The sequence below is a fragment of the Mucilaginibacter sp. genome (assembly GCF_965277465.1).
GTDB lineage: Bacteria > Bacteroidota > Bacteroidia > Sphingobacteriales > Sphingobacteriaceae > Mucilaginibacter.
Window position 1 is genome coordinate 74,818 of sequence record NZ_CBDICW010000001.1, and the last position, 12,926, is coordinate 87,743.

Genomic DNA, 12,926 nt, shown 5'->3' on the forward strand with positions numbered 1-12,926 from the left:
GCTACAAACCTAAACAATTACCGTCACGGTAAAATATAGTGGTACACTTAAGGTAACTAACTGATGGTGCAGTTCCCCAAAAATCAATTTTTTTGAACCCCTGTTCCATTAAAAAATCAATCCCTACCTTATACTTTTCCCTTTCCGAATCATCAAGTACAACAACGCCATTGGGTTTTAACGAGGCGATGCTTTTTATACAGCAATTTACTCTGTCGCGGCCATCAACAATAATTAAATCGAACTGTTTATTGGTGGTTAAGGCATATTTGCAATAATCGCCGCCGGGCACCAAATCGCAGTAAAAAAGATTCACATTGGCGGGCATGGTGCTTTTTATTTTATCGAACCAAAACTTATCGTGCTCTACGCTATTTACAGCGGCTGCCTTATCAGCATAATAAAGAGTTGAATTACCACTGCCAAACTCAAATATATGGAGCTGCTTGTTTAACCTCCCTGCAATAAAATGGATAAAGGGGTAGCTAACCCAAGGAAGGGGCTGGTTATCCTTATCTACAATAGTATGCGTTACGATGGATTTGGTCCACCCTATATCATACAGATAGCCCTGTTTTTTAAATTCCAGCAGCTCTTTTTCTTCCTCGTTACTGAGCAAGCCTATCAGCCATTCGCGTTTCATCAGGGTGGTTAAAATATAATAGACTATTTTTTTCATAATGAGGGGCTGATAACCAAAGCTAATATATCCATCGGCATTGATGGCTTTGTAACTATACTTTTATGTAATCAAAGACGATTGTGGTTAATATCTGCCGTTCACCCAATTGTTTCACCGTTATTTTCCTATGGTTTACCGAAAATTAGGCCCGCTTTACCAATAGCTATAACCCGCCTGCTGAAATATAATTTAGATTTGATGTTATAAGAACGTAGGTTTTTTTGAATATCATTGTTTGATCAGTCAAAAAAAAAGGATTCTTAAAAATAACAAAATGAAAAACGCGCTAATAACAGCATCAACAAAAGGCATGGGCCGGGCTATAGCAATAGCATTTGCAAAAGAGGGTATAAACCTTGCTATTTGCTCAAGGAACCAGGCCGATCTGCTGGCTTTTAAGGATGAATTATTAGCCCTAAACCCTGCCATAAAAGTATTTATAGCGGTTACTGATTGCAGCATAAAACAACAGATACTGGAATTTGCAGGCGCCGCCGAGCAGGAACTTGGCTTTATCAGCATTATTGTTAACAATGCAGGTATGTACGAATACGCCAGCATACTGGATGATGCCGAAGAAACCTTTGCGCAGCAGATTAACACCAACCTGATGCCTGCTTATGAGCTATACCGCTATTTTGGTAAAACAATGATAGCTGCCCGGGAGGGCCATATATTTAATATCTGCTCTATTGCTGCTATAAACCCGATACCCGAAGCAGGCACTTACAGCGTAACAAAATTTGCGCTGCTGGGTCTTAATAAAGTAATGAAGTTAGAGATGCAGCAGCATGGCGTAAAGGTAACTGCCATTATACCGGGCTCAACTTTAACAGACTCGTGGAAGGGTATGCAGGTAGATAAAGACAGGATGATTTTACCTGAAGATATAGCTTCGGCAATTGTAAACATTTATAAAATGAGCGCCGGGGCAAACGTTGATGAAATAATAGTAACACCGACTTTCGGACAAATATAATATCACTCTTAAACAACAATACAATGAACAAAAAACTATATCGCGATGAATACCACAAGGTTTTAGGTGGCGTTTGTTCGGGCATGGCAGAATATTTTGAAATGGATGTAACCATAGTTCGCCTGCTATTTGCTTTCACCTTTTTTATAATGGGAGTTGGTCTGGGTACTTATATCATTTTATGGATAGTATTGCCACGAAAAGGATATATCTACAACAACCCAACGGTTGATTATACGGTATCACCACAAAACAGCGGGCAGTATACCCAACCGCAGGACGGTAACCCATTTGGGAACAATCTATATAACAATAATCCGTTTGCAGCAAACACTGCCGACAATATGCCCAAACAAAAATCACATGCGGGCATTATATTCGGTACCGTACTGATAGTGATTGGTGCCATTACACTAATTGAGAACTTTGACCTGATACCTGATATTGATTTTGAAAGATTATGGCCCATAGCATTGGTTATTGTAGGTGGTGCCCTTATTGCATCGGGCGAAAGAAAAAGGATGTTTCATAATCAGAACTGGGAGGATACTGATAAAAAGGCAGCCCCGGCAACTGAGCCTGAAAGTTCAGCAACTAATGATAACAATTCAACTGTAGAGTTATGAAAAACGATAAATTAATCCCGGGTATAATCCTGGTAGCTATAGGTGCTGCAATACTGCTTGCCAATTACGGGTACCTGCATTTTCAATGGTATAATATATTTCGCCTTTGGCCTATAATTTTAGTGATTGCCGGTGTAAACCTTGTGTTTGCACATAACAAAAGCCATTGGGCAACTATCTTAAAGGCGTCCGTTTTAGTGATTGGCTTAGGTTTACTTTTCTTCGGTAACTTTGGCAATAAATACAACTTTTGGCCGGGCTCGCACTTTAATTTTAACCACAATAATAACAATAACGACGATAACAGCTTCACCTTTGACGACGACAACGATAACAACAGCGACGACAATGATAAAGGTGATGTAAAAACAAGCGGCAGTGGTGTATTTAACCAGGTATTTGATGCAAGCACTAAATATGCTCGTTTAAATATTAGCGGAGGCGGCGTTTCCTATAACCTGGCCGATACTACCAACCAGTTGTTTAATGCCGTTACTAAAGATTCACAAAGCAGGTATTCATTCAGCAACAGCAAAGATGATTCTGTAAGCGTTGTTGATTTTAAGATGAAAAATAAGCGTGGCTTCAACTTTGATTCGGATAAGAACCAGGTTGATTTCCGTCTTAACCCAAACCCGATATGGGATATTAATGTAGAAACAGGCGCTACCAGCCTTGATTTTGACCTGTCGAAATTTAAGGTACAACACCTTAAGCTACATGGCGGGGCAGCATCATTTAATGTAAAGCTTGGCACACCATTAAGCCTTACTGACGTTGATATTTCAACCGGTGTTTCTTCAGTAGAGATCAGCATTCCTGAAAATGCAGCCTGCAGTATAGAAACTAATTCGGGCCTGTCTGATAATCATTATGACGGTTTTAGCAAAACAAGCGATAATAATTACGAAACCCCAGGTTTTGCAACAGCCAAAAACAAAATCCATATACACATCAGCGGCGGACTATCTGATTTTAAAGTAAGCCGTTACTAATTGTTTTAAGTTGGAAGGTTATAAAATTGAAATGTTAACGTTCAATTTTATAACCTTTCGGCAAAAACCCGGGTTTTAAATTTAATTTTGATTCCCGATGGAACCCGATAAAACTACTCCTCTTCAACCTGCTGATACAAATACTTACCAGCTGGTAATTAATGGTAAACCCGAGGGACCATTCACCATTGAGCAGCTCCGGTCGTTCAACATTAAACCCGGTGATTTTTTACGCACCGCCCAAATGGATGATTATAAGGAAGCCCATGAAATTGCCGAACTGCGCCAATATTTAGGCTTTAGCAAAGAGGCGCTTATCCCGCAGTATTTTGGCAATTTTGATCAACGCCTGCTGGCCTCGGCCCTTGATTGGTTCTTTGTGGCCGGCGCAGGTATCATCCTTACATTTTTGGCTGTTTTTTTAATTGATGATAAAGCTTTGCGTTTGGAGATAGCAATTGGTATGCTGGCTGTTATCCCACTGGCAAAACTTATCTACCATGTAGTAATGGAAAGCTCGGTTAAACAGGCAACCTATGGCAAGCAGCTACTTAAAATAAGGGTTTGTGATTTACAGGGCGAACGTATAAGCACGGCTAAAGCCATTGGCCGCAATACGGCTAAGGCACTATCAACCATAATTTTATTTACCGGGTACCTGCTGAGTTTTTTTAACAAGCAGCAGCAATGCCTGCACGATATGATTGCCGATACATTAGTGGTGAAGGATCGCTTGTTTTAATTGATATTACTGCCGCGTTTTACAACGTAGGTTTTAGCAAGCATATCATGCAATGCCTGGTGATACTCGGTAAAAAGCACGGCTAAAAAAACAGGGATAAATATAAACATAGATAATGCTTTACCTGCGGCGCGCAAAAGTGCATTGCCAAAATCAAGGCGCATGCCATCAACATCTACTACAACTAACTTCAGGATCCTTTTACCAATGCTGCCTCGCATTGGCGATGCATCACAAACGGTATTGTAAACAATCAATAGGGAGTAAAAGATGATCTGTAGGGTTAGCATATCCTTTGCAGGCAGCTTTAACATATCGTTTATGGAGTTTATATGGAACTTTATGCCTTTTACAGCCATTACACTGATCACTATACTCATTAAAAACGACAGGATAACATGATCAATTACAAAAGCTAACAAGCGCCACCAAAAGCTGGCAAGGTTATCCCCGGTAGGAAAATAAACACCCTGTGCTTCAAAATATGGATAAAGGTCTGGCAGGTCGCAGGCATCCTGCCAGGTATTTGCCAATGGAGATAAGATGCGGGTATGAATCTCCAGCTCAAATTCTGTTAATTCCTCAAAAGTATATGGGCCGGATTGTTCGCCGTCCACCAAAATAAAGTATGCGCTCATTACGTGTTGTAAAACCGATGAAAGATAGAAAAATTTAGGATTGATGTTTGAATAATAATTGTGTTTAGTGTTTCAACTAATCCCGTGCTTAAAACTGCTACCAAAATCAGCTTTAAGTACACCCCTAAAGCAAATTTAATTAACTTTAGTAAATTGCAAATATGGCAGCTATCCTATTCAAATCATCAAAAAACATTATAATTATTACGCTTATTGCCCTGTTTGTTTTTATAGGTGGTTCGGTACTGCTTCATATAGTTCCTGCCAATGTTAAAGATAAGGTTGCCGATGGCTTGTTGGCCGATTTTGTGATCACCTTCCCGGCGCTGTATTATTTTATCATCCTTCGTCCTTCGCAAGCCTCAGTAAAACGATTGCTGCTTATTATCAGTCTTTGTTGCATTATAGGTTACTTAGTGCTGCCGCAGCACCAGCGCCAATACATTTTACAGATCCGTAAACTTACCGTATTAGCCGAACTGATTTTTATTATTTACAGTGTTACCAAATTTAATAAAATAAGGCTGGCTTATAACGTACACCAAGCACAATGGGCCGACCCGATATACAATTTGCGCTATGCTATGGCCGATGTTATAGGCGAATCATTAGCCGTAAAAGTTATAGCATCAGAACTTGCTGTGTTAAGATATGGCCTGCTTTTTTGGAAAAAAGAGAAGTCGGCCTTAAAAGGCAGTATCACTTTCAGCACCCATAAGGAGTTCAACTACATAGCTATATGGTGTATACTTATTGTTGCCGTTATGGTTGAAGTTACGGCATTTCACTTACTGCTGCTGCGCTGGAGCAGCTTAGCCGCTAACGTAGTAACCGCGCTTTCATTATATGGTATTGTATTTTTTATTGCGGATCTGACTGCCATTATTAAAAGAAAGGTATTGATAGGCAATGAGCAAATCGTGCTGCGAACCGGCCTGCGATGGAGCGTTAATACACAATTAGACAACATCAGTGCTGTTAAAAAAATATCTAATGATTATCAATCTGAAGAGGAATACTTTAAAGGCGGCATCATTAAAAACAGCTGCAACCTGCTTATCACCTTTCATCAATCGGTACAGGTTGATAAGCTATACGGAGCAAGCAAAGCCTACAACACTATTTTAATGCACATTGATAATTATGAAGAATTTGCTGCGGCAGTAACTAAGCTGCCGCGAGTTTAGCGTAGCGTAACTCGCGGTAAGCATGGCTAAAGCTTCCAGCTTTAACAAAAACTTACTACCTTAATGTCAACATGAGCCGTAATTATAAATTTCACAATCAGGAACGCCCCTACTTCGTCACGTTTTCAGTAATTAAGTGGATAGATGTTTTTACCCGTAGAGAATATAAAGACATTGTTGTTGACAGCCTTAAATATTGCATTGAAAATAAAGGACTATTACTATATGCCTGGGTAATAATGAGCAATCATGTTCACTTAATCATCGGCACAAAAGATAAACCTATGCAGGATATTTTAAGGGATTTAAAAAGGCATACCTCCAAAACAATAACCAAAGCTATTAATGAAAACACACAGGAAAGCAGGCGTGACTGGCTACTCTGGTTTTTTGAACGCGAAGGCAAGCATAATTCAAACAATGAGCAATACCAGTTTTGGCAGCAGGGCAGTCATCCCATAGAATTATGGAGCAATGAGGTAACTGATCAAAAGTTAGATTATATTCATAACAACCCGGTAAAAGCAGGCTGGGTTAATGAACCACAGTATTACTTGTATAGCAGCGCTATTGATTATGCTGATGGTAAAGGATTAATTGACGTTTTGGTTATTTAGGTGTTTTAAGCTGAAAGCTTAAAAACATACACTCCACGGGTTACGCTGCGCTAAACCGGCGGAAGCAATTCCTTACGCTGCCGCGAGTTTAGCGTAGCGTAACTCGTGGCATGGCATGGCTTAAGCTTCCAGCTTTAACAAAACAAAAAAAGGGCATGATCCGAAAATCATGCCCTTTTAATATATTAAGCCTAAAGCTTAGTAACGGTAATACTCCGGTTTAAACGGACCTTCAACTGTTACGCCAATGTATTCAGCCTGATCCTGATCTAAAACTTCCAGCTCAACACCAATTTTTGAAAGGTGTAAACGGGCAACTTTTTCATCAAGGTGTTTTGGCAGGGTGTAAACGTTGTTTTCGTATTTATCGCCATTGTTCCAAAGCTCTAATTGTGCAAGAGTTTGGTTAGTGAACGATGCAGACATTACAAAGCTTGGGTGGCCGGTAGCACAACCTAAGTTAACCAAACGGCCTTCGGCCAATATGATCAGGTCTTTACCGTCAATAGTATATTTATCAACCTGTGGTTTAATTTCAATTTTGCTATCGCCATAAGCATCATTTAACCAAGCCATATCAATCTCGTTATCAAAGTGACCGATGTTACAAACGATTGCTTTGTCTTTCAATGCGCGGAAGTGCTCTTCGCGAACGATGTTTTTGTTACCTGTTGCAGTAACAACAATATCAGCTTCTTTAATAGCAGTACCTAATTTTTTAACTTCAAAACCTTCCATAGCTGCCTGTAATGCACAGATAGGGTCAATTTCAGTTACAATTACACGTACACCTGCATTGCGTAATGAATCGGCAGAACCTTTACCTACGTCACCGTAACCACAAACAACAGCCACTTTACCAGCCATCATCACATCAGTAGCACGACGGATCGCGTCAACCAATGATTCGCGGCAACCGTATTTGTTGTCAAATTTTGATTTGGTAACTGAATCGTTAACGTTGATAGCTGGCATTGGTAATGTACCGGCTTTAACACGCTCATATAAGCGGTGTACACCTGTAGTAGTTTCTTCAGATAAACCTTTGATGCCCGAAATAAGCTCAGGGTATTTATCCAATACCATGTTGGTTAAATCGCCACCATCATCAAGTATCATATTTAATGGCTTGCGGTCTTCGCCAAAAAATAAGGTTTGCTCAATACACCAGTCAAATTCTTCGGCGTTCATACCTTTCCAGGCATAAACTGAAGTACCTGCAGCAGCGATAGCAGCAGCAGCATGATCTTGTGTTGAGAAGATATTACATGACGACCAGGTAACTTCGGCACCTAATTCAATCAATGTTTCAATCAAAACAGCAGTCTGGATAGTCATGTGCAGACAGCCTGCAATGCGCGCACCCTTTAATGCTTTTGACGGGCCGTATTCTTTACGTAAGGCCATTAAGCCCGGCATTTCTGCTTCGGCCAATTCAATCTCTTTGCGGCCCCATTGAGCCAGTGAAAAGTCTTTTACTTTGTACTTTGTGTAAGCGGTCTCTACTGATGACATAGTTTTTTTAATTTTTTTTACAAATTTAACTTATAAGTTTATCAAAACGAAATATTGCGCTATAGATACGTAATAAGCGTGTCAAATAGTTTGAGTTAACTCACTAATTAAATAGTATTTATATTGCCGGATAGAAACCTGCTGCTTGCAGCGGATGATCAGCTAAACTGCTTCAATCAATTTTGCGGCAGGCTTAGCTAATTTAGGCGCAGATTTGGCGTTTTGGGTCATGGAGAGGATACCGTCATAAACGGCACCATTTTCAACTACTAAGTGCTGGGTTTTTATATGCCCGGTTATTTTTCCGGTAGCTTTAATCTCAAGGGAGTTAACATCAATATCGCCGGTTATGGTGCCGTAAACCACCATTTCTTTAGTGATCACATTACCGGTTACCGATCCTTTTTCGCCCAATATCAAACCTTCATCAATTGATACATCGCCTGTAACCCGGCCATCAATACGGGCAAAGGCCGGGGCCTTTAAGTTGCCATTTAAAACAGCTCCCTCGCTGATCAAAGTGGATATGGATTGAAGGTCGAGCGCTACTTTATCTTTCTTTGAAAACAATGCCATAATGTTGGAGTTCGGGGTTAATTATTGAGTGTCAAAAATTTAATAGGGTTTATAGCCTTGCCATTTTTACGCACTTCGTAATGCAGGTGTGTACCTGTTGAGTGCCCTGTTGAGCCAACCTCGCCAATTTTTTCGCCGGCGGTTACTTCCTGCCCAACTTTTACAGTTATGCGCGAAAGGTGCCCGTATAAAGTTTCAAAATTATTGGAGTGGGCAATACGCACGCAGTTGCCATAGCCGCCATACCATCCGGCAAAAACTACTTTGCCATTGGCGGTGCATTTGGCTTCATCGCCCCTGTTCCCTTTAAAATCAATACCGGGGTGAAACTCGGCATTGCCGGTATCAAAAGGATCGCTGCGATAACCAAAATATGAGGTTAATGAGCTGATACGCGGATAGCCCATTGGTGTAAATGCCACCGTATGCACCAAACGGTTAAGGTACTCATCGTACAACGAGTATTTTTCATCATCGGTCAGTTTGGCTTCTTCGGCATTACCATTGCCGCCAACGGCTTTGGTCGAAAATCCTTTTAAACCACGCTTTTTTAAATAGGTATTGATGGTTTGCAATTTTACCTCGATAGACTGGATATAGCTTTGCGCATTATTGGTTTTCTTTACCTCGGTAACAGGTGTTGGAATAGCGCCTTTAAGCCTGGTCAGCTGTGCAACAAGCTGCAATTTTTCCTGCTCCTGCTGCTGGTTTTGTGATCTTAAATAGATAATAGAGCCCGATAACGTGATGATGAGCGCCAAAACACTATAGGCATAATGCTTTATACGGCTAATGTGCTTTGTTTTTACCTGGAGCGTTTTAGTACCTGTATTATTTTTGTTAACTATAATAACTGTACTGACGTCAGACGGTTTTAATTTCATTAATTTTAATAATTAGGGTCGGCAATATAGGTATTAGGTGCATAAAATCAAAATGATTTTACATCAGGCAAAAGGTCATGATACTGAAATTCAAGGCTATAACCAGTAAACTTTATTAATTTACAGTTAACAACACAGGGGCTTTGGCCTATCTTGTAAAGAAAGTCAGCAAAGTGTTATTATTATGATTTTTAAATGTTAACTGGCAATCATTTGTTATTTTTGTTATCGAAATTTAGAAAAAGAAAAAATGTATCCAGAATATTTAGTAGCCCCAATGCGGGAAGACCTTACCAGAGTTGGTTTTGAAGAGTTGAAAGATGCAGATGCTGTAACCAAAGCTATTGAAGGCGAAGGAACAGTGTTGGTGATGGTAAATTCGGTTTGTGGTTGCGCTGCTGCTAATGCACGCCCTGCTGCACGCATAGCTGCACAAAGCGAAAAACATCCTGATAAATTGGTAACGGTATTTGCCGGTATGGAAACTGAGGCTGTTAATAAAGCACGTGCTTACATGCTGCCTTATCCTCCGTCATCACCTGCTATGGCCTTATTTAAAGATGGTAAGCTGGTTCACATTATTGAGCGCCACCAAATTGAAGGCCGCCCGGCACAAATGATTGCCGATAACCTTATTGGTGCATTTGAGCAATATTGCTAAAAGATTTTTATACCTATAAAACAAAACCCGGTTTGCAAAAGCATTCCGGGTTTTTGTTTTTATGGGATGAGGAACTTATTTGCTCTCGCTTAACTGCCTGAAAGTTCAGGTTTTATGTATACGTGAACATTCAGCCTAAAATAAAAATAAATGGGCATTGTAACATATTATGCTTGCATATTGTCATAGGTTTTTATAAGTAAACTTTATAGTTTTGCCTGTAATAATACCTGCACACCTTAACTATTTCATAACAGCATAAAATTCAATACATCAATATATGATAAAAACTAAAACCCTTTCGGCATTTGTCTTTTCAGGTCTTTTAGCCGGTTTGTCTGTAACTGCCGCCAATGCGCAGGCCGTTAAGCAGGATGACCCAAGCTTAAAGATATACAGGGCCACTCCGCCAAAAATCAACGACCTGGTGCATACCAAGCTTGATGTGCACTTTGATTACAAAAAACGTTACCTGTACGGTAAAGAATGGATTACTTTAAAGCCCCATTTTTACCCTACCGATACCCTTAGGCTTGATGCTAAAGGTATGGACCTTAAAACTATTGCCGTTGTAAAAAATGGTAAAAACATCCCCCTGAAATTCAAATACCAGGATAGCCTTTCGGTTGCTATACAGCTTGATAAAGTTTACCACAACAACGAAAGCTATACCATATATATTGATTATACATCAAAACCAAATGAGCTAAAGCAACATGGCAGCGCTGCAATAACCGATGCCAAGGGTTTATATTTTATTAACCCTGATGGTACCGAAAAAGATAAGCCAACGCAGATATGGACGCAGGGCGAATCAGAAAGCTCTTCGTGCTGGTTCCCTACTATTGATAAGCCTGAACAAAAAACCACCGACGAGATCAGTATGACTGTTCCGGCTAAGTATGTTACTTTGTCAAACGGGCAGTTAACCTCACAAAAAGATAATGGCGATGGTACCCGTACCGATACCTGGAAACAAGAGCTGCCACACTCGCCTTATTTGTTTATGATGGCCGTTGGTGATTTCAAGATTTATAAAGACAAATGGCGCAACAAAGAAGTAAATTATTACCTGGAACCTAAGTATGCGCCTTATGCCAAACAGATCTTCGGTATGACGCCTGAACTGATTGAGTTTTACTCAACAACTTTGGGTGTTGATTTCCCTTGGTATAAATACTCGCAGATTGTAGTGCGCGATTATGTTAGCGGTGCGATGGAAAATACATCGGCAACCCTGCATGGCGAGTACGTACAGGAAACCCCGCGCGAGTTACTGGATGCTAACTACGATGCAGGCCGCAGCACTATTGCGCATGAGCTTTTTCACCAGTGGTTTGGTGACCTGGTTACTGCCGAAAGCTGGAGCAACCTAACTGTAAATGAATCATTCGCTGATTTTAGCGAGATGCTTTGGGCCGAACACAAATACGGGCAAGACGAAGCTGATGCACACAGCCAGGAAGCGATGCTAAACTATCTTGGATCGCCTGATGCTAAAACCAAAAACCTGGTACGTTTCCATTACAATAACGAAATGGATATGTTTGATGTGGTTACTTACCAAAAGGGCGGTCGTATTTTAAATATGCTGCGCAACTACCTGGGTAAGGATGCTTTTTACAAAGGCTTAGGTATTTACCTTAAAACCAATGCCTTTAAAAACGGCGAAGCCCAGCAATTGCGTTTGGCCGAAGAAGAAGCCAGCGGACTTGATCTTAATTGGTTCTTTAACCAATGGTATTATGGTGCAGGTAACCCCGATCTTAATATCAGCTACAAATATGATGAGGCCGCTAAAACCGAAACAGTTTACTTACAGCAAACGCAAGAAGGACAAATATTTAAATTGCCAATGGCAATTGATATTTATGCAGGTGGTAAAACCAACCGCTATAAAGTTTGGATGAATGATAAGGCCGATACACTTACCTTCCCGGTAGCTTCAAAACCTGATTTAGTTAATGTTGATGGCGATAAGGTGCTGTTAGCACAAAAAACCGATAGCAAAACGCTTAACGAATACGTTTTTCAATATTTTAACGCACCATTATACATGGATCGTTTTGAGGCCATAACCGCTGCGGCTGCAAACCAAAGCGATAAAGGCGCACAAAAAGTATTGATAGCTGCCCTTAAGGACAAATACTACGGTCTGCGCATTAAAGCTATCAGAGCCTTAAAAATGAGCAATGACGATATTCATAATGCCGCCCTGCCGGTATTGGCCTCATTGGCACAAACTGATGATAATACATTGGTACGCGCTGCTGCAATCACAACATTAGGCAAATTAAAGGCATCTGGCAATTTAACATTGTTCAAACAAGCGTTAAGCAGCCAATCATACGCTATACAGGGTGCCGCTTTAATGGCTATTAACCAGTTGGAGCCAACACAGGCTTTAACATTGGCTAAAAACTTTGAAAGCGATAACAAAGGCGCACTTACACAGGCTATAGTTACCGTTTACGCAACAACAGGCGGCAGCGAGCAATGGCCGTATGTTTATAATGAATATGTTAAGGCAGGCCCGCAGTTTAAATTCAACCTGATCAGATCAGGATTTGGAGCGATGGCAGGCAGGGTTGATAAACCCGAATATGCCCAGCAAGGCATCAGCGCAATTGCCGATTTTGGTGTTAAGTTTAAACAGTTTGGTGTAGGCCCGCTTATTATAACAGCTTTAACTGATATAAAAGCACAGCGTACCAAGCTAAATGACGATGCATCGGCTAAAGCTGCTGATGAAGCCATTAAAAAAGTGAATGACGCTAAATAACATGCGCTAAGCATAGCATTTTATAAATTTCAAAAAGCCGGA

The 12,926-nt window shown here is 40.5% G+C and carries 13 protein-coding genes; 8 read left to right on the forward strand and 5 right to left on the reverse strand.

Annotated features, from left to right (window positions below; all coding sequences use genetic code 11):
- Window position 1: 1 nt before the first annotated feature.
- Entirely contained in the window at window positions 2–679 is a 678-nt protein-coding gene (locus tag ACQY4U_RS00265; protein WP_428327349.1) for an FkbM family methyltransferase, read from the reverse strand.
- A 277-nt stretch (window positions 680–956) separates the two neighbouring features.
- Between ACQY4U_RS00265 and ACQY4U_RS00270 the strand changes: the two genes are divergently transcribed.
- The 4 genes from ACQY4U_RS00270 (at window position 957) to ACQY4U_RS00285 (ending at window position 4,024) form a co-directional block, all read left to right on the forward strand.
- On the forward strand, window positions 957–1,661 hold the full coding sequence (locus ACQY4U_RS00270) for an SDR family oxidoreductase (RefSeq protein ID WP_428327350.1): 705 nt from the start codon (window positions 957–959) through the stop codon (window positions 1,659–1,661).
- A 23-nt stretch (window positions 1,662–1,684) separates the two neighbouring features.
- Window positions 1,685–2,287 (forward strand): PspC domain-containing protein, encoded by a 603-nt coding sequence (locus tag ACQY4U_RS00275; RefSeq protein WP_428327351.1) that lies wholly within the window; start codon window positions 1,685–1,687, stop codon window positions 2,285–2,287.
- On the forward strand, window positions 2,284–3,282 hold the full coding sequence (locus ACQY4U_RS00280) for a LiaI-LiaF-like domain-containing protein (RefSeq protein WP_428327352.1): 999 nt from the start codon (window positions 2,284–2,286) through the stop codon (window positions 3,280–3,282). The genes ACQY4U_RS00275 and ACQY4U_RS00280 overlap by 4 nt, the downstream gene beginning before the upstream one ends.
- Before the next feature lie 97 nt (window positions 3,283–3,379).
- Window positions 3,380–4,024, forward strand: a complete 645-nt coding sequence (locus ACQY4U_RS00285; protein WP_428327353.1) for an RDD family protein — start codon at window positions 3,380–3,382, stop codon at window positions 4,022–4,024.
- Here the strand turns inward: ACQY4U_RS00285 and ACQY4U_RS00290 are convergent.
- Window positions 4,021–4,662: an RDD family protein gene (locus ACQY4U_RS00290; protein WP_428327354.1), complete on the reverse strand. Its 642-nt coding sequence runs from the start codon at window positions 4,660–4,662 to the stop codon at window positions 4,021–4,023. The two genes, ACQY4U_RS00285 and ACQY4U_RS00290, sit on opposite strands and share 4 nt — an antisense overlap.
- Window positions 4,663–4,823: 161 nt before the next feature.
- Between ACQY4U_RS00290 and ACQY4U_RS00295 the strand changes: the two genes are divergently transcribed.
- A complete protein-coding gene (locus ACQY4U_RS00295; protein WP_428327355.1) occupies window positions 4,824–5,849 on the forward strand; it encodes a hypothetical protein in 1,026 nt (341 codons plus the stop codon).
- Window positions 5,850–5,920: 71 nt separating this feature from the next.
- Window positions 5,921–6,466, forward strand: coding sequence for an REP-associated tyrosine transposase (locus tag ACQY4U_RS00300; RefSeq protein ID WP_428327356.1), 546 nt, complete (start codon window positions 5,921–5,923; stop codon window positions 6,464–6,466).
- 198 nt (window positions 6,467–6,664) lie between these two features.
- Here ACQY4U_RS00300 and ahcY read toward each other — a convergent pair whose 3' ends face one another.
- The 3 genes from ahcY to ACQY4U_RS00315 form a co-directional block, all read right to left on the reverse strand.
- Window positions 6,665–7,981, reverse strand: coding sequence for an adenosylhomocysteinase (gene ahcY / locus ACQY4U_RS00305; RefSeq protein WP_428327357.1), 1,317 nt, complete (start codon window positions 7,979–7,981; stop codon window positions 6,665–6,667).
- 162 nt (window positions 7,982–8,143) lie between these two features.
- Window positions 8,144–8,557 (reverse strand): bactofilin family protein, encoded by a 414-nt coding sequence (locus ACQY4U_RS00310; protein WP_428327358.1) that lies wholly within the window; start codon window positions 8,555–8,557, stop codon window positions 8,144–8,146.
- 17 nt (window positions 8,558–8,574) lie between these two features.
- The gene (locus tag ACQY4U_RS00315) at window positions 8,575–9,441 is read right to left on the reverse strand and encodes a M23 family metallopeptidase (protein ID WP_428327359.1); all 867 of its coding nucleotides are present in this window, start codon (window positions 9,439–9,441) and stop codon (window positions 8,575–8,577) included.
- Between the two features lie 250 nt (window positions 9,442–9,691).
- Between ACQY4U_RS00315 and ACQY4U_RS00320 the strand changes: the two genes are divergently transcribed.
- Both ACQY4U_RS00320 and ACQY4U_RS00325 read left to right on the forward strand, forming a co-directional pair.
- Window positions 9,692–10,102: a BrxA/BrxB family bacilliredoxin gene (locus tag ACQY4U_RS00320; RefSeq protein WP_428327360.1), complete on the forward strand. Its 411-nt coding sequence runs from the start codon at window positions 9,692–9,694 to the stop codon at window positions 10,100–10,102.
- Between the two features lie 280 nt (window positions 10,103–10,382).
- Window positions 10,383–12,884, forward strand: coding sequence for a M1 family aminopeptidase (locus ACQY4U_RS00325; protein WP_428327361.1), 2,502 nt, complete (start codon window positions 10,383–10,385; stop codon window positions 12,882–12,884).
- Window positions 12,885–12,926: the final 42 nt, after the last annotated feature.